The sequence below is a fragment of the Halomonas garicola genome, from assembly GCF_055382465.1.
In genome coordinates, this window is record NZ_AP043931.1 from 607,903 (window position 1) to 631,247 (window position 23,345).

23 protein-coding genes are annotated in these 23,345 nt (G+C 64.8%); 16 read left to right on the forward strand and 7 right to left on the reverse strand.

Annotated elements, in window-relative coordinates; translation table 11 throughout:
* Positions 1–5: 5 nt before the first annotated feature.
* From radC to ACZ46Y_RS03230, 5 genes are all read left to right on the forward strand, one after another.
* A complete protein-coding gene (gene radC, locus ACZ46Y_RS03210; protein ID WP_311957637.1) occupies positions 6–680 on the forward strand; it encodes a RadC family protein in 675 nt (224 codons plus the stop codon).
* 221 nt (positions 681–901) lie between these two features.
* Complete coding sequence (gene rpmB / locus ACZ46Y_RS03215) at positions 902–1,138, forward strand: 50S ribosomal protein L28 (RefSeq protein ID WP_311957635.1); 237 nt, start codon at positions 902–904, stop codon at positions 1,136–1,138.
* A 78-nt stretch (positions 1,139–1,216) separates the two neighbouring features.
* Positions 1,217–1,372 carry a 50S ribosomal protein L33 gene (gene rpmG / locus ACZ46Y_RS03220; protein ID WP_189518268.1) on the forward strand — a complete coding sequence of 52 codons (156 nt, stop codon included), beginning with the start codon at positions 1,217–1,219 and terminating at the stop codon, positions 1,370–1,372.
* A gap of 115 nt (positions 1,373–1,487) precedes the next feature.
* Positions 1,488–2,309, forward strand: a complete 822-nt coding sequence (gene mutM / locus ACZ46Y_RS03225; protein ID WP_311957632.1) for a bifunctional DNA-formamidopyrimidine glycosylase/DNA-(apurinic or apyrimidinic site) lyase — start codon at positions 1,488–1,490, stop codon at positions 2,307–2,309.
* A gap of 31 nt (positions 2,310–2,340) precedes the next feature.
* A complete protein-coding gene (locus tag ACZ46Y_RS03230) occupies positions 2,341–3,531 on the forward strand; it encodes a class I SAM-dependent rRNA methyltransferase (protein ID WP_311957630.1) in 1,191 nt (396 codons plus the stop codon).
* 26 nt (positions 3,532–3,557) lie between these two features.
* Here ACZ46Y_RS03230 and ACZ46Y_RS03235 read toward each other — a convergent pair whose 3' ends face one another.
* The gene (locus ACZ46Y_RS03235; RefSeq protein ID WP_311957628.1) at positions 3,558–3,806 is read right to left on the reverse strand and encodes a SlyX family protein; all 249 of its coding nucleotides are present in this window, start codon (positions 3,804–3,806) and stop codon (positions 3,558–3,560) included.
* Positions 3,807–3,962: 156 nt separating this feature from the next.
* On the opposite strand from ACZ46Y_RS03235, the gene ACZ46Y_RS03240 reads away from it, so the two are divergent.
* Positions 3,963–4,529 (forward strand): cold-shock protein, encoded by a 567-nt coding sequence (locus tag ACZ46Y_RS03240; RefSeq protein ID WP_311957626.1) that lies wholly within the window; start codon positions 3,963–3,965, stop codon positions 4,527–4,529.
* A 414-nt stretch (positions 4,530–4,943) separates the two neighbouring features.
* Positions 4,944–6,140 (forward strand): IS4 family transposase, encoded by a 1,197-nt coding sequence (locus tag ACZ46Y_RS03245; RefSeq protein WP_311882096.1) that lies wholly within the window; start codon positions 4,944–4,946, stop codon positions 6,138–6,140.
* 59 nt (positions 6,141–6,199) lie between these two features.
* Here the strand turns inward: ACZ46Y_RS03245 and pdxK are convergent, their stop codons facing one another.
* Both pdxK and ACZ46Y_RS03255 read right to left on the reverse strand, forming a co-directional pair.
* A complete protein-coding gene (pdxK, locus tag ACZ46Y_RS03250; protein ID WP_311954032.1) occupies positions 6,200–7,123 on the reverse strand; it encodes a pyridoxine/pyridoxal/pyridoxamine kinase in 924 nt (307 codons plus the stop codon).
* Positions 7,120–7,929 (reverse strand): YggS family pyridoxal phosphate-dependent enzyme, encoded by an 810-nt coding sequence (locus tag ACZ46Y_RS03255; protein ID WP_311954035.1) that lies wholly within the window; start codon positions 7,927–7,929, stop codon positions 7,120–7,122. Before ACZ46Y_RS03255 ends, pdxK begins: the two co-directional genes overlap by 4 nt.
* Before the next feature lie 122 nt (positions 7,930–8,051).
* On the opposite strand from ACZ46Y_RS03255, the gene pdxR reads away from it, so the two are divergent.
* Positions 8,052–9,548 (forward strand): MocR-like pyridoxine biosynthesis transcription factor PdxR, encoded by a 1,497-nt coding sequence (gene pdxR, locus ACZ46Y_RS03260; protein ID WP_311954038.1) that lies wholly within the window; start codon positions 8,052–8,054, stop codon positions 9,546–9,548.
* Positions 9,549–9,718: 170 nt separating this feature from the next.
* Here the strand turns inward: pdxR and dapE are convergent, their stop codons facing one another.
* The 4 genes from dapE to map are packed head-to-tail and all read right to left on the reverse strand — an operon-like array spanning position 9,719 to position 15,408.
* Positions 9,719–10,888 carry a succinyl-diaminopimelate desuccinylase gene (gene dapE / locus ACZ46Y_RS03265; protein ID WP_311954041.1) on the reverse strand — a complete coding sequence of 390 codons (1,170 nt, stop codon included), beginning with the start codon at positions 10,886–10,888 and terminating at the stop codon, positions 9,719–9,721.
* Positions 10,875–11,900, reverse strand: a complete 1,026-nt coding sequence (gene dapD, locus ACZ46Y_RS03270) for a 2,3,4,5-tetrahydropyridine-2,6-dicarboxylate N-succinyltransferase (RefSeq protein ID WP_311954044.1) — start codon at positions 11,898–11,900, stop codon at positions 10,875–10,877. The genes dapE and dapD overlap by 14 nt, the downstream gene beginning before the upstream one ends.
* Positions 11,901–11,944: 44 nt before the next feature.
* Positions 11,945–14,617: a [protein-PII] uridylyltransferase gene (locus ACZ46Y_RS03275; RefSeq protein ID WP_311954047.1), complete on the reverse strand. Its 2,673-nt coding sequence runs from the start codon at positions 14,615–14,617 to the stop codon at positions 11,945–11,947.
* Positions 14,617–15,408: a type I methionyl aminopeptidase gene (gene map, locus ACZ46Y_RS03280; RefSeq protein WP_311954049.1), complete on the reverse strand. Its 792-nt coding sequence runs from the start codon at positions 15,406–15,408 to the stop codon at positions 14,617–14,619. Before map ends, ACZ46Y_RS03275 begins: the two co-directional genes overlap by 1 nt.
* Positions 15,409–15,809: 401 nt before the next feature.
* On the opposite strand from map, the gene rpsB reads away from it, so the two are divergent.
* The 8 genes from rpsB (at position 15,810) to rseP (ending at position 23,270) form a co-directional block, all read left to right on the forward strand.
* The gene (gene rpsB / locus ACZ46Y_RS03285; RefSeq protein ID WP_311954052.1) at positions 15,810–16,574 is read left to right on the forward strand and encodes a 30S ribosomal protein S2; all 765 of its coding nucleotides are present in this window, start codon (positions 15,810–15,812) and stop codon (positions 16,572–16,574) included.
* Positions 16,575–16,664: 90 nt separating this feature from the next.
* A complete protein-coding gene (tsf, locus tag ACZ46Y_RS03290; RefSeq protein ID WP_311954054.1) occupies positions 16,665–17,543 on the forward strand; it encodes a translation elongation factor Ts in 879 nt (292 codons plus the stop codon).
* Between the two features lie 120 nt (positions 17,544–17,663).
* Positions 17,664–18,449 (forward strand): UMP kinase, encoded by a 786-nt coding sequence (gene pyrH, locus ACZ46Y_RS03295; RefSeq protein ID WP_311954057.1) that lies wholly within the window; start codon positions 17,664–17,666, stop codon positions 18,447–18,449.
* 5 nt (positions 18,450–18,454) lie between these two features.
* Positions 18,455–19,009, forward strand: coding sequence for a ribosome recycling factor (gene frr / locus ACZ46Y_RS03300; protein WP_311954058.1), 555 nt, complete (start codon positions 18,455–18,457; stop codon positions 19,007–19,009).
* Between the two features lie 167 nt (positions 19,010–19,176).
* Complete coding sequence (gene uppS / locus ACZ46Y_RS03305) at positions 19,177–19,872, forward strand: polyprenyl diphosphate synthase (RefSeq protein ID WP_376717574.1); 696 nt, start codon at positions 19,177–19,179, stop codon at positions 19,870–19,872.
* The gene (locus ACZ46Y_RS03310) at positions 19,865–20,677 is read left to right on the forward strand and encodes a phosphatidate cytidylyltransferase (RefSeq protein WP_311954063.1); all 813 of its coding nucleotides are present in this window, start codon (positions 19,865–19,867) and stop codon (positions 20,675–20,677) included. The genes uppS and ACZ46Y_RS03310 overlap by 8 nt, the downstream gene beginning before the upstream one ends.
* On the forward strand, positions 20,674–21,882 hold the full coding sequence (gene ispC / locus ACZ46Y_RS03315; RefSeq protein ID WP_311954065.1) for a 1-deoxy-D-xylulose-5-phosphate reductoisomerase: 1,209 nt from the start codon (positions 20,674–20,676) through the stop codon (positions 21,880–21,882). The genes ACZ46Y_RS03310 and ispC overlap by 4 nt, the downstream gene beginning before the upstream one ends.
* A gap of 29 nt (positions 21,883–21,911) precedes the next feature.
* A complete protein-coding gene (rseP, locus tag ACZ46Y_RS03320) occupies positions 21,912–23,270 on the forward strand; it encodes an RIP metalloprotease RseP (RefSeq protein ID WP_311954068.1) in 1,359 nt (452 codons plus the stop codon).
* Positions 23,271–23,345: the final 75 nt, after the last annotated feature.

The following is a 23,345-nucleotide window of genomic DNA, read 5'->3' on the forward strand; positions in this document are numbered from 1 at the left end:
GGGGTATGGGGATCAATCACTGGCCGGAAGGCGAGCGGCCGCGGGAAAAGCTGTTGCAGCTGGGCGCGCCGGCGCTGTCGGACGCCGAACTACTGGCGATCTTTTTGCGGGTGGGCGTGCCCGGGCGCTCGGCGGTGGATCTGGCTCGGGATCTGCTGTCCGGGTTTGGCGGGCTGAGGCCGCTGCTTGAGGCCGACCAGCAGGCGTTTTGTGCGGTCAAGGGCCTGGGTAGCGCCACCTACGCCCAGCTGCAGGCGACGCTTGAGCTCTCGCGCCGCCACCTGGCAAGCCAGCTGGCTAGGGGCAACGCGCTGACGTCGCCGGCGCTGGTGCGCCACTACCTGACCGCCCAGCTCCGCCACCTGGGCCACGAAGAGTTCGCCGCGCTGTTTCTTGACACCCAGCATCGGATCATCCGCTTTGAGTCGCTGTTTCGCGGTACCCTGGACAGCGCCTCGGTGTATCCGCGGGAGGTGGCAAAGCGAGCGCTGGAGCTTGGCGCCGGGGCCTTGATCCTTGCGCATAACCACCCGTCGGGGGTGGCCGAGCCAAGCGACGCCGACCGGCGCATCACCCGGCGGCTGAAGGAGGCGCTGGAGCTTCTCGACATCCGCGTGCTCGATCACTTTGTGGTGGGCGACGGCGAGGTGGTATCGTTTGCCGAGCGCGGCTGGATGTAGCTTCAGGCTCGTGACCGTCGCGGTGAAAACGCGGTTTTCCTTGCCGCGGCTGGCGGTCTCTGGTATAAAGTGCCCCCTTTGAACTTAGGTTGAAAGAACTTGGGTTGAATAGCGGGCCTGGGAAAGTCGAGGCGATCAAGCGCCGGCTGCCGCCCTGCTCCGGTCTGCCCGACGTTTTTGAAAACGGTTTTGCACCACTCGCCAAGCGGTTGGAGACTCTCATGTCCAATATTTGTCAAGTTACCGGCAAGCGCCCGGTATACGGTAACAACGTTTCTCACTCCCAGCGTAAAACGCGTCGTCGTTTCGCGCCTAACCTGCATTCGCACCGCTTCTGGGTCGAGTCGGAAAACCGCTTCGTCAAGCTGCGCGTTTCCTCCAAGGGCATGCGCATCATCGACAAGAAGGGTATCGACAGCGTGCTTGCCGATCTGCGCAAGCGCGGCGAAGCGTTCTGATACGCCTTTAACCCGGGGTTGGGCCGGCCCTTTTCCGGCCAGACGTGTTGAGTCAGGATTTTTTGGGAGAGTTACACCATGCGCGACAAGATCAAGCTGGTATCCAGCGCCGGTACCGGCCATTTCTACACCACCGACAAGAACAAGCGGAATACCCCCGACAAGTTCGAGTTCAAGAAGTACGATCCGGTGGTACGCAAGCACGTGATCTACCGGGAAGCCAAGATCAAGTAAGCGCTTTTGATCGGCTTTCTCCGCAGGCGAGGACCTGTTGCAAAACCCGGCTTCGTGCCGGGTTTTTGCATGCCTGCCGCCTTGTCACCCACCACTGCCGTGCCGGCCTGACGCCATGCCCGAACTGCCCGAAGTGGAAACCACCCGCCGCGGGATTGCTCCCTTTATCGCGGGGCGAGAAATCACCGAGGTGCGCCTGCGCCATATGCGCCTGCGCGTACCGGTGCCCGCGGATCTGCCCGACCGGCTGACAGGGGCGCGCCTGGGCACGCCCCGACGCCGGGCCAAGTACCTGCTGCTGCCGCTTGAAAGCGCCCAGGGCACGCTGCTTTGGCACCTGGGGATGTCGGGGAGTTTGCGCATAGCCCGGGTGGGAGACGCGCCGAAAAAGCACGACCACATCGACCTGGTGCTTGAAAGCGGCCGGGTGCTGCGCTATCACGACCCGCGCCGCTTCGGCTTTGTCGACTGGCTGCAGGCCGACGAAGCGCACGACTCGCGCTTGGCGCACCTGGGCCCGGAGCCGCTCTCGGCTGCCTTCACCGGTGAACGGCTGTTTCAGCGTTCGCGCGGCCGGCGCATGGCGGTCAAGCCGTTTTTGATGGACAACCGCGTGGTGGTGGGCGTGGGCAACATCTACGCCGCCGAGGCGTTGTTCATTGCCGGGATCGACCCGCGCCGGGCCGCCGGGCGCATTGCCCGGGTGCGCTACGAGCGCCTTGCCGGCGCCGCCCGGGAGGTGCTGGCCGCAGCCATTACCCAAGGCGGTACCACCCTGCGCGATTTCGTCAGTGGCCAGGGCGAGCCGGGCTATTTTGCCCAGCGGCTCAACGTCTACGGCCGTGAGGGTAAACCCTGCCGGCGCTGCGGCGCCTTGCTAAAGCGCGTAGCGCTGGGCCAGCGGGCAAGCGTCTACTGCCCCGTCTGCCAGCGCTAGGCCCCGTATCACCTCTGTTCGGGAGACACCCGTGAGCCAACCCCTGCGACTCAAGAAAAACGCCGACCGCCGCTTGAAGGCGGGGCACCTGTGGATCTATTCCAACGAAGTGGACACCCGCGAAACGCCGCTCAAGGCCTTTCAGGCCGGCGAGCTTGCCCGGGTCGAGGCGTCCAACGGCCGCGCCCTGGGCGTGGCCTACGTCAACCCCGGCTCGCTGATCTGCGCCCGGGTGATGTCCCGGGATCCGGCGATGGAGGTGGACCGTTCGCTTTTTGTCCACCGCTTCAAGCAGGCGCTGGCGCTGCGCGAACGCCTTTATGCCGGGCCGTTTTATCGTCTGATTCACGGCGAGGGCGACCTGCTGCCGGGGCTGGTGATCGACCGCTTCGGCGACGTGGTCGTGGTGCAGCTCAATACTGCGGGGATGGAGGCGCTCGGCGAGGCGATCGTCGATGCCCTGGAGAAGGTCATCAAGCCTGCCGCCATCGTGTTTCGCAACGACACCGGCGAGCGCCGCCAGGAAGGGCTAGACGCCCAAGTGGAAGTCGTCAGGGGCACGCTTCCCGACGAGGTGCTGATCGAGGAGAACGGCGTGCGCTTTGCCGTGCCGGTGCTCGACGGCGATAGCACCGGCTGGTTCTTCGGCCACCGCGACAGCCGCGCCTGGCTGAACCGCCACGTGGCCGGCAAGCGCGTGCTCGACCTGTTCAGCGGCGCGGGCGGCTTTGGCGTCCAGGCCGCCGCCAGCGGCGCTTCGGAAGTGCTGTGCGTGGATACCTCGGGAAGTGCCCTGGAGCAGGCGGCGCATAACGCCGAGCTCAACGGCGTGCACGAGCAGGTGGCCATCGGCGAGGGCGATGCTCTGGAGGCGCTGGCCGCGCTGAAGGCCGACGGCGAGCAGTTCGACGTGGTGGTGGTGGACCCGCCGGCGCTGATCAGAAAGCGCCGGGACAGCAACAGCGGCGAGCGTGCCTACGCCCGCTACAACCGCGAAGCCATGCGCCTGCTGGGCCGGGACGGGCTGCTGCTGTCGGCCTCGTCGTCGATGCACCTGGCGCCGGAGCGGCTGATGGACGTGGTGCGCGGCGCGGTGCGCCATCAGGACCGCCACGGCCAGGTGATCTTCCAGGGGCATCAGGCGGCCGACCATCCGGTGCACCCGGCCATTGCGGAAACGTCGGCCCTCAAGGCGCTGGGCGTGCGCGTGTTCCGCGACTAGCCCCTCTCTGATAGGGCGGCCGCTGGCTAATAGTGCGGCGGCACCTCGTGTTCGGGGCCGCTCCCGGCGGTGCCCGCCGCGTCGCTATCGGCTCGCCCGTATTCGCGCAGCCGCTCGCGCATCAGAGCGCTAAGCTCTTCCAGCGCCTGCAGCCGGCGCTGCTGTTCGATAACGGCCTGGTCGAGGGTGTCGAGCCAGTCCTCCTGGAAGGCAAGGCGGGACTCCAGGGCGTCAAGGCGTGCGCCCAGGGCGGCAGGCGACAGGTCGTGGGGCATGATAACATCGCAGTCTTGTAGAGTATGGCCGGCGGCGCCTTTACGCCGCCGGTCGAAAACGGCATTGGCCGCCGTGTAAAGCGGTAAATGTCGCGTATCGGGACGACGTATTGTCCTTCCTTTGTCATCTATACAACAAGCGAGCTTTTTCTATCCATGAATCCAAAAGTCGTGTTGCGCTGTATTCTCATCAGCCTGTTACTGGCCGCGCCGGCGCCGTTTTTGCTGACGGGCATTTTTCAGCTGGTCAGCGCGCCGCTCATCAATGAGTGGGTTGCCGAACTTGCCCTGGTTGGCGGTGCCGGCGTGTATTTTGCCACCGCGCTGAGCTGTTTTGTGCTGCTTTGCGTGGGCACCGTCGCCGCTGCCGCGCTGGCGCCGCCCATGGTCGTGCGGGCGCCTCCCGCCTCGGTGAAGGAGGCAGCGAGCCCGGCGCCCGCCGCGCACCCATCGGCGCCCGAGCCGGTCGAGGAAGACGAGTTCGATCATGAAGATAACGTCATCGACCCCGACGACGGGCGCGAAGAAGGCGACGTCAAATGGTTCAACACCAACAAGGGCTACGGCTTTATTACCCGGGACAGCGGCGAAGACGTTTTCGTCCACTTCCGCGCCATTCGCGGGCGCGGCCCGCGAATGCTGCATGAGGGCCAGGTGGTACGCTACCAGGTGATCCGCAACGAGCGGGGCCTGCAGGCCGACGACGTCAGCATCATCGAATAGCGCCCGTCATAGCACACGTCATAAAAAAGACGTGCCCCAAGACGAAAACCCCGCTCCGGCGGGGTTTTTGCGTTGCTAGGCGGCCCGGATTTTTTTAAGCGTCAGTTGCGAATGAAGCCCGACATACGGCTTCACTGCAGCGAGGTAATTGACAGAATTCTTGTTTTTATTAGGGCCTGTTGACTGTGCCCCAGGCTGGTGATCGCAACACCGGCAATGGCGTCCAGGTATTCGTGCCCTGTTCGTCCCACAGGAGGGCGCCGCTGCTGCGGACAAATGACACGGGTTGGCGGGCATAAGCCCTGAGGAATCCCCATGAAATGGGTAATAAAATCAGCATGATAGGATTGAAAAAGCCTGCATGAGTCATGCATGTTGTGAGTTACGACACACAACAACATGCGAAGGAGACCCATGCAGGCCCCTCGATTCTTGCATAACTTGCTGACGTCTTCACTCTCCGTGATCCATGCCAAGCGGCTACAGACCGTCCTCGATACCGTTGGCGCTCTGCTGGGCGAGCGACGTCTGGGATTAACGGCCATTGGCCGTGCGTTGCCGAGCTCGACGGATGCCAAGCACGCCATCAAACGAGTCGATCGACTATTAGGCAACCCTCACCTTCATCAGGAACGACCGCTGTTCTATTGGCTCATGGCCTCGCTGCTGATCGGCCATACAACGCGCCCACTGATTCTGGTGGACTGGTCGCCGATTGATGACCGCGGCAGGCATTTCCTGCTGCGTGCGGCGGTGCCCTTCGCCGGGCGATCGCTGCCCATCTTCGAGAAGGTTCATCACAAGGAAGGATGCCCATACTGTGAAGCCTATCTGCTGGATGCGCTGGCAAGGATCCTGCCCGACAAGGCCACGCCGATCCTGGTGACCGATGCCGGCTTTCGTAACCCGTGGTTTCGGGCCGTTGAAGCGCGCGGCTGGTATATCGTTGGACGGGTCCGTCAGCCCGCCCGTTACCAGGCGTCAGGCGAAGCATGGCAACCCGTGAAGACCCTGTTTCAACACGCGACATCGGAACCGCAGGCGTGGGGCTCCGTCCGGATCGCCGAAAACCATCCGTTCCGCGCTCAGATGGTGCTCTATTATCGACCGCCACGGGGACGTAAGCATCGCAATAAACAAGGCCGGATCTCTCGGGACGGCGGCAGCCGGACGATCGCCCGGCGTCAGCAGGAGCCCTGGGTGCTGGTCAGCAATCTGCCGGACCGCTCAACGCTGGCGAATAAAGTGGTAACGATCTACCGACAGCGCATGCAGATTGAGGAAGGGTTCCGCGATGTCAAAAGTCCCTTGTTCGGGCTGGGCTTCGGCATGCATCAGTCTCGCCAGGGCAAGCGCATCGAGGTCCTGCTGCTGATCGCCATGTTGGCGAACGTGGCCATGATGGTGGCCGGCCTGGATGTCCGAGCCCGGGGGCAACAGCGGCGCTATCAGAGCAACAGTATCCGGCACCGGAGCGTGCTTTCCGTGTGGCGCCTGGGCTTGGAATGTCTTCGTCGTCATCAACCCGACGCCGTGCCTTGGCCTGCTTGGACAACCCTCCGAGCACGACTTCGCGAGGAAGTCAGGGAGCAGAGCCTATGCGGCGAGTAGCAACATATTCGTGGGGATTCGTCAGGCATAAGCCCGCATCAGGGGAGAGGTTGCTGGTTTCATGAGGTATCCCCGGATTGGATCCGATAGGTAAAGTGGCGTATGTATTCATGCCTCTGTCCTGCGTCGTTGCCGTGGCCCTTTGCCCTCGGTGGCAGCAGGAGTTCGGCGCAGCGCTTCTGATCCGTATGGCGCAATGCGCGCATGACCTGGCGGCACGCTTGCGCAGTGGCTTCTGGCAGGCCGGCACCCTTGATCCAGTGCCCGGTCAGGGTGGCGCAGAACAGATCGCCAATGCCCTTGGGTGAGGCGTGAATGAAGGGATGCGCAATAACCTCGGCTTGCGTGCGGGTCACGAGCACCACCTGCACCTCATTCCCAACCCGAGTATCGGGCGCAGTGCTGGTTACCGCGACCCACTGCGTGCGCCCCGTCAGCAGCGTGCGGGCAGCGGTAATGGCGCTGTCAACGTCGTTCACCGCCAACCCGGTCAGATGCCCCAGTTCAAAGCCGTTCGGCGTTAACCCATCGGCCAGAGGCAGCAGGCTGCGGTAGGAGTCGATCAGCTCCGGATCGACGTAGATACCGTGGTCGTGATCGCCGATCACCGGATCGATCACGATGCGCAGGTTGGCATGCTCTATCAGCAGCCCTCGCACCCAGCGCTCCAGGGCCTGCGCCTGCGCCGGGTTGCCAAGATAGCCGACCAGAATGGTGCGTAGCGCATTCAAGGCTCCGCGCGCGGAAAGATCCTGCAAATAGCCATCGAACCATTCGATGGGCACCGCGCCGCCGTGTATCGTCGGGTAGTGCGGCGTGTTACTGAATATCACGGTGGGTACAGCGGCCACCGTCAAGGCCAGCGCCTCCAGGGCCGGAACCGCAACGTTGTTGCCCACCCGCCCATAAACCACCTGGGACTGCACCGAGACCACATCCAGCTGCATTGGGTGCAGTGCGGATACAGAGGCTGCTTCGGTCATGATTGGTCCCCAGTGGGCTCTCCCGGCCAGTAGTGACTATCCGGCAGGTCGCGGGCACCAAAGATGGCCTGACCGACGCGCACTACCGTGGCGCCTTCTTCGATGGCGATTTCGAAATCGCCGGACATTCCCATGGATAACGCGTCCAGCTCGATGCCGGCAGGCGCGCTTTGCCGCAGTCGATCACGCAGGGTGCGCAGCAGCACGAAGCATTGGCGCACCCGTTCGGCCTCGCTGGAGAACAGCGCAAGCGTCATCAGACCGCGCACGCGAAGCGCGGAAAACGCCGGCAAGGCCTGGATAAAGCTGGGCACGTCCTCGGGGGCCAGTCCGTACTTGCTCTCCTCGCCGGACGTGTTGACCTGTACGAACACGTCCAGAGAGCGTCCCTGCATCTGCAGGCGACGATCCAGCGCTCTGGCCAGGCGCAGACTGTCCAGCGCCTGAAACTCAGTAGCGAAGCGTGCCACCAGCTTGGCCTTGTTGGTTTGCAAGTGGCCGATAGCGGACCACTGCAGATCGGTCAAATCCTGCATGGCCTCCCACTTGCGATAGGCTTCTTGCACCTTGTTCTCGCCCAGCATCCGACAGCCCGCCGCATGGGCCATGCGCAGGCTGGCCTCGGGCTTGGTCTTGCTGACCGGCAGCAGACGTACCGTTGCCGGATCACGGCCAACGCGATGGCAGGCTGCATCGATACGTGCCTGTACCGCTGCCAGGTTGCGCCGGAAGTCCTCGACCGTGACGGCCTCTGGATACCGGCCGTGCCGGTCATGGTGGGTCTGTATATCGGAAGGAGTCGGCATGGCGGTACTGGGCCTCCTTAAAGTGGACGGATAACTACGCATGGGAGCTATCTTTGTAACATGCTTTTGGTCCGTTTAGTCAGTACGCTTTCAGTAAGACAACCAGACCACTTGGGGCACCTATGACCCGACAATTCGAGCTTGAAACGCTGAAGATGCGGATGAACGATGCCGACCTTCAGCCTTTGACTCTGCACCAGCGAATTCAGCGTGCCCTGCGCACGCTGATTCTTGACGGCGCACTTGATCCCGGGGTCAAGCTGCCGGCGACCCGCGCTCTGGCCAGATCGCTTGGCGTTTCTCGGGATACCGTGGAAAACGCTTATGTGCAACTGCAGCGTGACGAATTCATCGTGCGCTGCGGCGGGTCAGGAAGCTATGTGTTAGAGACCCTGGGTACCGAGCTGCGCGGGATAGCGCAAGGACGCAGGAAGCTACCATCTTACAGCGGCGCTATCGATGCGGCTGGCGCAGGCCTCAGCCAGCGGGGCCGGATGATTTTCGAAAGCGGGGGCGTTACTGACCAGCAGAGCATCAGGGCGTTCGCCACAGGGTTGCCCGAAACGCGAAACTTCCCCACCGGTGTCTGGGAGCGCTTACAGCGAAAGGCCCTGAAGGACTATCGGTCCCATGTATTGCTGCACGGGGATCCGCAAGGTGCCGAGCCGCTGCGTAAAGCCATCGCTACTTATTTAAGCCTCGAGCGGGGCGCGAAGGTCTCTGCCAGCCAGATTCTCGTGTTAAGCAGCACCCGGCAGGCACTGTTTTTATGCGCCCAGCTATTGGTTGACGCCGGCGAGTCCATCCTGATGGAGAATCCGGGTTACCTGGGCGCCAAGCGGGCATTTGAAGCGGCCGAGGCCAAAACGGTCCCCGTCGACGTTGACGCTCAGGGCATTCGAACCGATCAGCTGCGAGCGGATCGGAGCGGTGCAAACTGTGTGTTTGTCACGCCGTCACACCAATATCCTACCGGGGCGATACTTTCGCTGGAGCGCAGGTTGGACTTGACCCATTGGGCCGTAGAAAACGGCGGCTGGATCATCGAAGACGATTACGACAGCGAGTTTCACTATGAGGGTTTACCCACCGCCTGCGTTCAAGGTGTTGATCAACATCATAGAACTATCTATTTGGGCACGTTCAGCAAGACCCTCTATCCCGGCCTCAGAATAGGCTACATGGCCTTGCCGGAGGAGCTGGTAAGCGCCTTCACCTACGCGAGAAGCATCATGGACGGGCACACGCCACAGATCCTTCAGTTAACCCTGGCGCGATTTATGGACGAGGGCCATTATACCTCCCACGTTCGCGCCATGCGTAAGCTCTACGCGGATCGCAGAGAGGTAATTCTTGATGCGATTGCCAACCATCTGGATGGGATTGTCACCGCCTTACGTCCCGCCGGCGGATTGCAGATTCCTTGTTTTCTGGCTTCAGGATGGTCGGAGCTGGAGACCATCCGCCGCGCAGCCACCGCTGGAGTGCTGTTACCCGGGCTCAGCCGCTTGTATGCGGGAAAGGAGAAGCAGCAGGGATGGCTATTGGGTTATGCCTCGTTGACCAGTCACGAAATTGAGTCTGCCATATTGAGTTTGTCCGACTCACTCAGAAGGTGAGCGGAATGCCCCGCAGGGCTATCGCTGCTATGACATAGTGGGCATGGGCGCTTTCCCCGCTGCAGTCATCGCGAGTCGCGCAGCGACGTGGCGATCTCGTAGTTGCGGGGGGACAGTAGAAAACCCCGAGGTGGCCATGCTGCGTTCGCAGCCAGCCCCGCCTCCCCCCGTCATCCGCGCTGAGCCGGGACGAAAAGCGCTTCGAGAATGGCCGTGTAGATGTCCCCGAGCGTCTCCAGGTCGTCGGCGCGAACGCGCTCGTTGACCTTGTGGATGGTGGCGTTGGGCGGTCCGAGCTCGACCACCTGGGCGCCGAGGGTGGCGATGAAGCGCCCGTCCGAGGTGCCGCCGGAGGTGGAAAGCCGCGGGCGCTCGCCGGTCACGGCTTCTATGCCCCGGACGGTGGCGTCCACCAGCGCGCCTTCGGCGGTGAGGAAGGGGTTGCCGTTGAGCGCCCAGTCAAGCTCGTAGGTCAGCCCGTGGGCGTCGAGCAGCGCCTCGGTGCGCGCCCGGAGCGCCTCCTGGGTGATCTCCGTGGAGAAACGGAAGTTGAATACCGCCTCAAGCTCGCCGGGAATAACGTTGGTGGCGCCGGTGCCCGCGCGCAGGCCGGCGATCTGAAAGCTGGTGGCAGGGAAGAAGTCGTTGCCGCTGTCCCAGTGCTCCCGGGCTAGCGCATCCAGCGCCGGCATGGCCTGATGGATGGGATTTTGCGCCAGATGGGGGTAGGCCACGTGGCCCTGAACGCCCTTGACCCGCAGCGTGCCGCCAAGCGAGCCGCGCCGGCCGTTCTTGATCACATCCCCCGGCCGCGCCGTGGACGAGGGTTCGCCGACCAGGCAGTAGTCCAGGCGCTCGTGGCGTTCGCGCAGGTGTTCGACCACGGCTCGGGTGCCGTCAACGGCGGGGCCTTCCTCGTCCGAGGTGATCAGAAAGGCGATGCGCCCGTCGTGGTCCGGGTGCTCGGCGATAAAACGCTCGACGGCGATGACCATGGCGGCAAGGCTGCCTTTCATGTCCGCCGCACCGCGCCCGCAGAGCATGCGGTCGGCGTCAACGCAGGGCGCAAACGGCGGGTGTTCCCAGGCGCTTTCCGGGCCGCTGGGCACCACGTCGGTGTGCCCGGCAAAGGCCAGCACCGGACCGTGGTGGCCGCGCACCGCCCAGAAATTATCGACGTCGCCGAAGGGCAGGCGCTCGACGTGAAAGCCAAGCGCTTCCAGGCGCTCGATCAGCACGGCCTGGCAGCCTTCGTCGTCGGGCGTGACCGACGGCCGGCGTATCAGCTCAAAGGCGAGCCTGAGCGTCGGCGAGAGGCCGGCCGGCTCAGTTATGCACATGCAGCGCCTCGTTCAGCGCCACGGCGCTCTGGTTGGTCAGGCACTCGATGCGCCCGCTTTGGGAGTGGCGGCGCAGCAGCAGGTCGCTCTGGCCGGCGAGCTCCCGGGCGGTGACGACGCCGGCCTCCTCGCCGTCGGCGTCGATCAGCGTGACTCTGGCCCCGGCGGTGACGTAGAGGCCGGCTTCGACGGTGCAGCGATCGCCGAGGGGTATGCCGACGCCGGCGTTGGCGCCGATCAGGCAGTCTTCGCCCACCCTGATGATAAGGTTGCCGCCGCCGGAGAGCGTGCCCATGGTCGAGCTGCCGCCGCCGAGATCCGAGCCCCGGCCGACAATGACGCCGGCGGACACGCGACCTTCTATCATGCTTGGGCCCTCGCTTCCGGCGTTGAAGTTGACAAATCCTTCGTGCATGACCGTGGTGCCCTCGCCCAGGTAGGCGCCCAGGCGCACCCGGGAGGCGTCGCCGATGCGCACGCCCTCGGGCACTACGTAGTCGGCCATGCGGGGGAACTTGTCCACGCTTGCTACGCTCAGGGCGCGGCCCTCGAGGCGGGCCTTCAGCCGGCGGGCGGGCAGCTCGTCGACGTCGATGGCGCCTTCGCTGGTCCAGGCCACGTTGCGCAGCAGGCCGAACATGCCGGTCAGGTCAGCGCCGTGGGGCTTGACCAGGCGGTGGGACAGCAGGTGCAGCTTGAGATAGACCTCGGGGGTCGTCTGCGGCGGCCGGTTGGCGTCCACCAGCATGGCCACCAGCGGGCGCCGGCTGGCGGCCAGCGCCTCGGCAAGGTCGGCCTGCTCGGGGTGGCCGGCATCCTTGAGCGCCTCGGCCAGGGCCGCGCAGTCCTCGGGGAGAAAGCTTACGGCCGCGGTGCCCTTTGGTGCGTCGAGCGTTTTTTGCACCGCGGCGACCAGGCTGGCGTCGGGATGCACAAGCGGCGCCGGGTAGTAGATCTCCAGCCAGTCCCCCCGGGTGTTCTGGGTGCCGATGCCGAGAGCAAAGCTGAGCATGTGCGTCATCCTCCATGCGGGTCGTCAGGGGCTGGGGTGGCGGGCTATACGCCCAGCACCTCGGTCAGGCGTTCGCGCAGCTGATCCTGGCGTTCAGGGTCGGTCAGCGGCTCGCCGGCTTTGGTGGTGATGAAGAAGACGTCCTCCACGCGCTCGCCGAGGGTGGCGATCTTGGCCGCGGAAAGGGCGATGTCCTGCTCCATGAAAATGCGCCCCACTCGGGCCAGCAGGCCGGGGCGGTCCGGGGCGGTGAGCTCGAGCAGGGTGCGCTCGTTGGCCGGGTCCTGCTCGATGAGCACGGTGGTGGGCACCTTGAAATGCTTGAGCTTGCGCGGCGTATGCCGGGTGACGATGCGCGGATAGTCGTCCGGGTCGTCGAGCTCCTCGACCAGATGGCGGCGCATTTCTTCGATGCGCTCGTCGTCGCGGATGGCCTGGTGCTGGTTATCCAGCACGATGAAGGTATTCAGCGTCCAGTCGTTGCGCGAGGTGGCGATGCGGGCGTCGTGGATCGAAAGCCCCAGCTGCTCCATGGCCGCGGCGGTGGCGGCAAAGAGATCGTCCACCGAGCGGGTGTGGATGAACACCTGGGTGCCGCCTTCGGCGGTGCCGTCGGGGGCGCTGATCAGCACCAGCGGCAGGTGCGTTTCCCGGTGGGCAAGAATACCCCGGGTCTGCCAGCTGATCTCGCCGGGGGCGTACTGGAGAAAGTAGTCTTCGCCAAGCGACGCCCACAGCGGGTCGATGTGCGCGTCGTCGATGCCGGCGTCGTGGAGCAGCGCGCGGGCTTCGTCCCGGGTTTCGCGGACCCAGTCGTCGCGGTCCGGCGGGTTGTGCAGCCCCCGGCGCAGCGCGCGCTTGGTTTCGGCGTGAAGCTGGCGCAAAAGCGTGGCCCGCCAGCCGTTCCACAGCGACGGGTTGGTGGCGTTGATGTCGGCCACGGTGAGCACGTAAAGATAGTTCAGCCGGGTTTCGTTTTGCACCGTGAGGGCGAAGTCGCGGATGACCTCGGGGTCGGTAATGTCGCGCTTCTGCGCGATCATCGACATCAACAAATGATGCTCCACCAGCCAAGCGGCAAGGCGGGTGTCGTGGGGGGACAGCCGGTGGCGCTGGCAAAAGGCTTCCACGTCCCGGGCGCCGATGATCGAATGATCGCCGCCGCGACCCTTGCCGATATCGTGAAAGAGCCCGACGATCCACAGCACGTCGAGCTTGGGCAGCCTGGGCATCAGCTCGGCGGCCACGGCGAAGTCCGTTCGGGCTTCGGGCTTGCGAAAGCGGTGCAAAAGCTTGAGCAGCTTCAGGGTGTGGGCGTCGATGGTGTAGAGGTGAAAGAGATCATGCTGCATCAGCCCCACCGCCCGGCCAAAGTCGGGCAGGTACTTGCCCAGAATGCCGTAGCGGTTCATCCGCTTAAGCTGGCGCGGGACGTTGCCCGACGAGCGTAGAAGCGCCATGAACAGTCGCTGGTGCTCGGGGGCGTCGCGGTAGTTGTCGTCGACCAGGTGGCGATGGTCGCGGATCAGGCGGATGGTGTCGGCGCGCACGCCTTCGATCTCGGGGTGCTCGGCCATGAGCAGGAAGAGCTCGAGAAGCGCCTCGGGGTGCTCGCGGAAAAGGCCACGCGAGCGCGCCTGGATATAGCCGCCCCGGGTTTCGAAGCGCGCGTTAAGCGTGACCGTATCGAGCGCCTCGCCGCCGCGCAGGATGACTTCGTCAAAGTGCTGCAGCAGCATGTCGTTGAGCCCGGCAAGCGCCGTTACGTGGCGGTAGTAGCGCTTCATGAACTGCTCGACGGCGAGGCGCTCGGCGGTGTCCCTGAAGCCAAATAGCTCGGCGATGCGGCGCTGGTGGTCAAACAGCAGCCGGTCTTCGGCGCGATCGGCCAGCATGTGCAGGGCGTAGCGCACCTGCCACAAAAACGCCTGGCCCTGGCTGACAATGCGCAGCTCGGCGTCGTTCATGAAGCCTTTGGCGACGATGTCGGCGTAGTATTCGGTAGCAAAGTGGCGCTTGGCCACCCAGCCGATCATCTGGATGTCGCGAAGCCCCCCGGGGGAGCTTTTGATGTTGGGTTCGAGATGGTACTCGGAGTTGTTGTAGCGCTGGTGACGGGCGATCTGCTCGTCGCGCTTGGCGGCGAAAAAGCGGTCCGCCGGCCACAGGCGCTCGGCGCCCAGGCGCTCGCGCATGGCCTTGCGCAGGCGCTCGGGGCCCTTGATCAGGCGCGTTTCCAGCAGGTTGGTCATGACCGTGACGTCGGCTTCGGCTTCGCGCTCGCAGTCGTTGAGCGAGCGCACGCTGTGGCCGATTTCCAGGCCGATATCCCAGAGAAAGGTGATAAAGGCGGTGAGCGGCTCGCGGTAGGCGCGATCGTCGTCGCCTTCGAGCAGCACCATCAGGTCGATGTCGGAATGCGGGTGCAGCTCGCCGCGGCCAAAGCCGCCCACGGCGAGCAGGGCGATGCCGTCGTCGGGCCAGGCGTGCTGCTCCCAGGCAATGGCCAGCAGCCGGTCGAGGTGCCAGGCGCGGCCGCGCACCAGGTCGCGGATATCCGCGCCTGCGCGAAACCGCGCGTCGAGCCGTTCCTGCAGGGATTCAAGCGCGGCCTTGAACGGCGCTACCGGCGAGCGCGAGCCGGCAAGCTCGGCGCGAAAGGTGTCAAGGTCGAGCAGGGTGGTGTCCGGCACGAAGCGGTAATGGTGGAGTAGCATCAGCGCTCGAGAAAGCTCAGGTCTTCGTCGCCGCGCGCGGTGAGCACTTCCACGCCGGTGTCGGTGACCAGCAGAGTGTGCTCCCACTGGGCGGAAAGGCCGCGGTCCCGGGTGACCGCCGTCCAGCCGTCGCGCAGCACCTTGGTCTTGTAGCTGCCGACGTTGATCATGGGCTCGATGGTAAAGCACATGCCGGCGGCAAGCTCGATGTCGGCTTCCGGGGCGTAGCCGTCGTAGTGGAGAAACTGCGGCTCTTCGTGAAAGCCCGCGCCGATACCGTGGCCGCAGAAGTCGCGTACCACCGAGTAGCCGTGATCCTCGGCGTGGTCCTGGATGACCCGGGCAAGCTGTGACAGGCGCACGCCGGGCTTGATCGCCGCCATGCTTTTATACAGGCATTCCTGGGTCACGCGGCTCAGCCGCTCACCCTGGATCGACTCGCCGACGATGAACATGACGCTTGAGTCCCCGTGGTAGCCGTCGGCGGTCTTGACGGTGATGTCGAGGTTCATGATGTCGCCTTTCCTGAGCTTTTTGGCGTCATCGGGAATGCCGTGGCAGACCACGTGGTTGATCGAGGTGCAGGTGGCCTTGGGAAAGCCGTGGTAGTTCAGCGGCGCCGGGGTGGAGCCCAGCTCGTCAACGATATACTCGTGGCACAGCCGGTCGACTTCCCCGGTGCTGATGCCCGCCTTGACGTGGGGGGTGATCATTTCAATCACGCTGGCGGCCTGGCGGCCGGCTTCGCGCATCTTGTCGATTTCGGCGGGCGTTTTAATCGGAACGTTCATGGACACTCGGTTGCAGTAAGGGTGGAAAACGCAAGGTGATAAACGGCGGGGGCCGCGTGCTGCCCGGCCCGGCGCGCTATATGGCGTGCCTTGTCAGCCGGTTTACAAAGGCGCAGCGACTTCATCTTGACGGGGATCTATGGTATAAAGCCGCGCGCTTTCCTGCAATCGTCCGCCTGTCGGCAAGGCCCTGATGGGATACCATGTCCGGTCGCTGGCGGCTGAAGAGAAGCGCAGCGGCAATTCGCGCCGTGCGCGGCTGCCACCACTACATTAACAGCAAGCCTTGAAAACACACATGCACCGGCACATGGTCCCGGGTGCCGATGAGCGCCACTTGGCGTCACCGGTCGGATCCATGGGGTGCGTGGAGGCCTAACCCGAGTTTCAGGAGTTTTACCATGGCACATGTCAATATGCGTGACCTGCTCAAGGCAGGCGCCCACTTCGGCCACCAGACCCGTTACTGGAACCCGAAGATGGGGCAGTACATCTTCGGCGCACGCAACAAGATTCACATCATCAACCTTGAGCACACGCTGCCGGCGCTGAACGAAGCGATCGACGTGGTGACCAAGATGGCCGCGGCCAACAACAAAATTCTGTTTGTGGGCACCAAGCGCAGCGCCAGCAAGATCATCAAGGAAGAAGCCAACCGCGTGGGTCAGCCGTTCGTCAACCACCGCTGGCTCGGCGGCATGCTGACCAACTTCAAGACGATCCGGCAGTCGATCAAGCGCCTGCACGATCTGGAAGCCATGCGTGAAGACGGCACTTTTGACAAGCTGGTCAAGAAAGAAGTGCTGATGACGACCCGCGAGCAGGAAAAGCTCGAGCGCTCCATCGGCGGTATCAAGCACATGAACGGCCTGCCGGACGCGCTGTTCGTGGTCGACGTCGATCACGAGCGCCTGGCCATCAACGAAGCCAACAAGCTGGGCATCCCGGTCATCGGCGTGGTGGATACCAACTCCAACCCCGACGGTGTCGACTACGTGATCCCGGGCAACGATGACTCCATCCGCGCCATCCAGATCTACGTCAAGGCCATTGCCGATGCCTGCGCCAGCGCCAAGGAAGGGGACCCGGACGAGTTCGTCGAAGTGACCGACGAAGCGCCCGCCGCCGAAGAGGGCGCCGCTGATCAGAGCGCCGCCGCCGAGTAAGACGGCTCGCCCGTGGTACCGGCCAGGGGGCTTAGGCTCCCTGGCCCTGGCGTTTCATCATTCAGTCAGACTCATTAGAGGTGAATTTCCATGGCAGCTATCAGTGCCTCTCAGGTCAAGGAACTGCGCGAGCGCACCGGCCTTGGCATGATGGAGTGTAAAAAAGCACTCACCGAAACCGACGGCGATATCGACGTCGCGATCGAAAACCTGCGCAAGAACTCCGGCCTCAAAGCCGCCAAGAAAGCCGACCGTACCGCCGCCGAAGGTGCTGTGGTGACCAAGGTGGCCGACAACGGCAGCTACGGCGTCATGGTCGAGATCAACTCGGAAACCGACTTCGTCGCCCGGGACGATAACTTCACCGGCTTTGCCAGCACCATCGTTGATGCCTTCTTCGCCGCGAAAAGCGACGACGTGGCCGCGGTCATGGACGGCGAGCTGGAAAAGACTCGCGAAGAGCTGGTGCAGAAGATCGGCGAGAACATCAGCGTACGTCGCGCCGTGGTCGTGGATCCCGGCGAAGGCAGCATCGTAGGCGAGTACGTCCACGGCGGCCGCATTGGCGTGCTCACCGTGCTCACCGTGCTCAAGGGCGGCACCGTTGACGCCGCTCGGGACGTTGCCATGCACGTGGCGGCGATCAACCCCGCAGCGACGCGTCCGGAAGACATGCCCCAAGAGCAGCTGGACGAAGAAAAGGCGATTATCATGGCCCAGCCGGACATGGCCGGCAAGCCGGAGAACATCGCCGAGAAAATGGTTCAGGGCCGTCTCAAGAAGTACCTGGCGGAAAACAGCCTGACCGAACAGGCGTTCGTCAAGAACCCCGACCAGACCGTGGCCGAATACGTCAAGGAAGCCGGCGGCGAAGTGACCAGCTTTACCCGTTTTGAAGTGGGTGAAGGCATTGAGGTCGAGGAAGTCGATTTTGCCCAGGAAGTGATGGAACAGGCTGGCCGCGCGTAAGGTCAGACGTTTCAACGCGCAAGGCGTGCGTCTCGGCGCACGCCTTCGTGTATCTGCTCCCCTCAGCCGGGAGCCATTGCCATACCATCCGGTGTTCAGGCCTGCTGCAGGAGAGTTGCCATGCCCAACGAGACGAACGAACCGCTGACCCCCGCCGCGCAACCGGCTGAAAGCTCGAAGGCGAGCGATGCCAAATCGAACTACAGGCGTATTTTGCTCAAGCTGTCGGGCGAGGCGCTGATGGGAGATCACGAATTCGGCATTGATCCCAAGGTGCTTGACCGCATGGCGCTGGAAATCGGCCAGCTGGTCGGTATCGGCGTCCAGGTGGGGATCGTCATCGGCGGCGGCAACCTGTTCCGCGGCGCAGCGCTCAACGAGGCCGGGATGGATCGCGTCACCGGCGACCACATGGGCATGCTGGCGACGGTGATGAACGCCCTGGCCATGCGCGACGCCCTGGAGCGCTCCAACATCCGCTCCCGGGTCATGTCGGCCATCCAGATGAGCGGCGTGGTCGAGCACTACGACCGCCGTTCGGCGATTCGCTACCTGACGTCGGGCGACGTGGTGCTGTTTTCCGCCGGCACCGGCAATCCGTTTTTCACCACCGATTCCGCCGCCTGCCTGCGCGGTATCGAGGTCGACGCCGACGTCGTGGTCAAGGCCACCAAGGTCGACGGCGTCTACGACAAGGACCCGGTAAAACACGCCGATGCGGTGAAGTACGAGCAGCTGAGCTACGATGACGCCCTGGAGCAGAAGCTTGGCGTTATGGATTTGACCGCTATCTGCCTGGTACGTGACCATAATATGCCGGTGCGGGTATTTGACATGAATAAGCCCGGGGCCCTGTTGAATCTGGTCGTCGGGGGCCGGGAAGGCACGCTGATTAACAGAGGGTAGACGTAATGGAAGACATCAAGAAAGATGCCGCAGCCCGCATGAAGAAAAGCGTGGATGTGCTGCACACCAACTTCAACAAGATCCGTACCGGTCGCGCTCATCCGAGCCTTCTCGACTCGGTCACCGTAGACTATTACGGCGGCGAGGTGCCGCTCAACCAGGTCGCGTCGATCAACGTGGAAGACGCGCGCACGCTGGCGGTGAGCCCTTGGGAGGGCAGCATGGTGCCCAAGATCGAGAAGGCCATCATGACCTCGGATCTGGGGCTCAACCCGGCAAGCGCCGGCCACGTGATCCGCGTGCCCCTGCCGATGCTGACCGAGGAGACGCGCAAGGGCTATATCAAGCAGGCGCGCAGCGAAGCGGAAAACGCCCGGGTTGCCGTGCGCAACGTGCGTCGCGATGCCAACGCCACCTTCAAGACGCGGCTCAAGGACAAGGACATCAGCGAAGATGACCAGCGCCTGGGCGAAGAAGAGATCCAGAAGCTGACCGACAAGCACATCGCCGAAATCGACAAGGCGCTGGCTTCCAAGGAAGACGACCTGCTGAAGGTATGACATGCGGCCGCACGCCGTTTTTTTACGCACGATTACGGGGCCGAGACGCTATGACGCCACCGCCGCTTTCTGATGAGCCGCTTGCTGATGATACAGGGCCGGCCAGCGCCGGCGTCTCCGGCGCACCCTCGGGCGCACCGCCGTTGCCTGCCCACGTGGCCGTGATCATGGACGGCAACAACCGCTGGGCCAAGCAGCGCGGCCTGGCCGGCGTGCGCGGCCACCGGGCCGGCGTCGAGTCGGTTCGCGCGGTCATCAAGCGCGCCGCCGAGCGGGGCGTCGCCACGCTTAGCCTGTTCGCCTTCTCCAGCGAGAACTGGAAGCGCCCGGCGTCAGAGGTCAACGCGCTCATGGAGCTTTTTTTGATGGCGCTCAAGCGCGAGGTCAAAAAGCTTCACGAGCGCGGCGTTCGCCTGACCGTGCTGGGTGATCGCGGGGCCTTTTCCCACGCCATCCAGCAGCAGATCCAGCGGGCCGAAACGCTGACCCGGGACAATACCGGTATGCACCTGGTGATTGCCGCCAACTACGGCGGCAAGTGGGATATCGCCTGCGCCGCCCGGCGCCTGGCCGAACAGGTGGCGGCCGGAAAACTCGATGCTTCCGAAGTGGACGCCGAGCGCCTGGACCAGGCCATGGGGCACTCCGGCGTGCCGCCGGTTGACCTGTGTATCCGTACCAGCGGCGAGCAGCGCCTGTCCAACTTCATGCTCTGGCAGCTGGCCTACGCCGAGCTGTACTTTGCGCCGCTTTTGTGGCCGGACTTTGGCGCCGAGGCGCTGGATGCCGCCCTTGACGACTTTGCCGGACGCAAGCGCCGCTTTGGCAAGACTCACGAACAGATAGAGGCCCGGGGTGCTTAAACAGCGCATTATTACCGCCGCCTGGCTGGCGCCGCTGGCGCTTGCCGGGCTGTTCGGCCTTGACGGCGGCGCTTTTGCGCTGTTTGCCGGCGCCATTGTGCTGCTGGCCGGCCGGGAGTGGGCCAATCTGGCCGGCGTCACGACGTCGCTCGGGCGCGGGCTTACGGTAGCCGGCCTGGCCGGGGTGCTGCTGGCGCTGTGGTTTGCCGGCGCGGCCCGCGCCGCCTGGCCGCTGGCGCTGGGGGCGCTGGGCTGGGCGCTCAATTTTTACTGGGTGTCGCGCTATCCCGTGGGCACCGCCCGGTGGGGCTCGACGCCCCGGCGACTCGCCATGGGCCTCTGGGTGCTGGTGCCGTGCTGGGTAGGCTTTAACGTGCTGCGCGCCACCGAGCCAGGCGGCGTCTGGCTGCTGTTTGTGCTGCTGCTGGTGTGGGCGGCGGATATCGGCGCCTACTTTGCCGGCCGGCGCTTTGGCCGGCGCAAGCTCGCCCCCGGCGTCAGCCCGGGCAAGACCTGGGAGGGCGTGTGGGGCGGCATGGGCGCCACGGCGCTGCTGGCGCTCGGCTTTGCCGTCTGGCAGTCGCTGGAGGCCGCTGCCGCGGCCATGCTGCTGGTGATCGCCGCCGGCGTGACCCTGGTATCGGTGCTCGGCGATCTGCTGGAGAGCATGCTCAAGCGCCACCGCGGCATCAAGGATTCAAGCACGCTGCTGCCCGGCCACGGCGGCGTGCTCGACCGCATCGACAGCCTGACCGCGGCGGTGCCGATATTTGCGCTTTTGTATCTGCAGGTGCTGCCGCTATGACCGACGCCGCCGTTCGCCGGGTCACCGTGCTTGGCGCCACGGGCTCCATTGGCCAAAGCACGTTAGACGTGATCGCCCGCCACCCGGAGCGCTACCGGATGCATGCGCTGACCGCCCACCGCTCCCGGGAGGCGCTTCTCGCCCAGTGCCTGGTGCATCGCCCGGCGGTGGCGGTGCTCGGCGGCGAAGAAGACGCCGCCTGGCTTCGCCGCGAGCTTGCCGCCGCCGGGCTGGCAACCGAGGTGGCGTCAGGCGCCGAGGCGCTGTGCGACGTCGCCCGGGACAGCGCCGCTGACACCGTCATGGCGGCGATCGTCGGCGGCGCCGGGCTTTTGCCCTCGCTCGCCGCGGCCCGAGCCGGCAAGCGCGTGCTTTTGGCCAATAAGGAAGCGCTGGTGATGAGCGGGGCGCTGTTCATGGACGCCGTAGCGGCGTCCGGCGCGACGCTGTTGCCGATCGACTCGGAACATAACGCCATCTACCAGTGTCTACCCGCCGAGCATCGCGGGGGGCTTTCCCGCCACGGCGTCTCGCAGCTGCTGCTCACCGCCTCGGGCGGGCCGTTTCGCGACCTGAGCCGCGACGCCCTGGAGCAGGTGACCCCCGAGCAGGCCTGCGCCCACCCCAACTGGTCCATGGGCCGGAAGATCTCGGTGGACAGCGCCACGCTGATGAACAAGGGCCTTGAGCTCATCGAGGCCTGCTGGCTGTTCGACGCCGAGCCTGGCCAGGTGCAGGTAGTGGTACACCCGCAGAGCGTGGTGCACTCCATGGCGGCCTACGACGACGGCTCGGTGATTGCGCAGATGGGCAATCCCGACATGCGCACGCCCATTGCCTACGGCCTGGCCTGGCCCGAACGCATCGATGCCGGGGTGCAGTCGCTTGATCTTTTCCAGGTCGCGCGGCTGGACTTCGAACGCCCCGACGAGGCGCGCTTTCCCTGCCTGCGCCTGGCCCGGGAGGCCATGCTCGCCGGCGGTACGGCGCCCGCGGTGCTCAACGCCGCCAACGAAGTGGCCGTCGACGCCTTTCTGCACCACCGGCTGGGGTTCGCCGCCATTGCCCGGGTGGTGGAAGACGTGCTCGCAAGCCAGCCGGTGGCCGCCGCGGAAAGCCTTGACGCGATTATCGACGCCGACCGGCGGGCACGCGAGAGAGCCGGCCGGCAGCTTCAGCGCCACGCCGGCGCGCCGCAAGCTTAACCGCGCAGCAAGCGCAGGAGACACAGCCGATGGGTCTGGTACAGAACATTCTTGCGGTCATCGTGGTGCTGGGGCTTTTGGTTACCTTCCACGAGTTCGGCCACTTCTGGGTGGCGCGCCGCTGCGGGGTCAAGGTGCTGCGCTTCAGCGTGGGGTTCGGCAAGCCGCTGTGGTCCCGGGTGGACCGCCACGGCACCGAGTTTGCCGTGGCCGCGATTCCGCTGGGCGGCTATGTCAAGATGCTCGACGAGCGCGAAGCGCCGGTGGCGCCGGAAGAGCAGCACCGCGCCTTCAACCGCAAGAGCGTTTGGCAGCGTATCGCCGTGGTGGCGGCGGGGCCGGCGGCCAACTTCCTGCTGGCGATCGTGGCCTACTGGGCGCTGTTTGTGGTCGGCACCAGCGTAGTGGTACCCAAGGTTGGCGCGGTGGCGCCCGAGTCGCCGGCCTTTGAGGCCGGGCTGCGCCAGGGCGACGAGCTGACCGGCGTGGCCGGAGAGACCGTGCGCTCCTGGGAAGACGTCAACCTGGCGCTGGTGGGCCAAATTGGCCTTGACGGCGAGCTTGCCGTCAAGGCGCGGCCGGAAGGGGCGAGCGCCTCCCGGCGCTACACGCTGGCGGTAGAGCGCTACCTGGTCCGCCAGGACCCGCCAAAGCCGCTCAAGACCCTGGGCATTACGCCCTGGCAGCCGGCGTTTCCCCCGGTGCTTGGCCAGGTCATCGACGATGAAGCGGCGGCGCGCGCCGGGCTTGAGGCCGGCGATCGCATCGTCGCGGTCGACGGCGAGCCGGTCGACGACTGGATGAGCTTTGTCGAGGTCGTTCGCCAAAGCCCGGGCCGGAACCTGGCGCTGCGCTTCGAGCGCGGCGGCGACACCCGGGAAACGTCCCTGACGCCCGGCGAGCAGACGCTTTCCGGCGATACCCGGATCGGCTATATCGGCGCCGGCGTCGCCCCCGCCGAATGGCCCGAGGAGATGCGCCGCGAGGTGCGCTTCGGGCCGGTGGCCGCGGTAGGCCGGGCGGTGGCGCGCACCGGCGAAATGACGCTTTTGACCCTGGACTCCATCCGCAAGATGCTGGTGGGGCTGATCTCGCCGTCGAACCTGTCGGGGCCGGTGACCATTGCCAAGATCTCCGGGGATTCCGCCCGGGCGGGGATGGACGCCTTCGTCGGCTTTCTGGCGTATCTGTCCATCAGCCTTGGGGTGCTCAATCTGCTGCCCATCCCGGTGCTCGACGGCGGCCACCTGATGTACTACGTCGTCGAGCTGGTGCGGGGGCGGCCGGTGTCGGAAAGGACCCAGGCTCTGGGGCTCAGAATCGGCCTTGCCATGGTAGGAACGCTGATGCTGATGGCGCTGTACTTTGATCTGATGCGCCTGTGGTAATGACGTGTGTCGTGGTAGCGTGCCTTGTCATCTGCCCGCACAAATGTATAAGGTGCCTGTCTGATACGGTGGGCA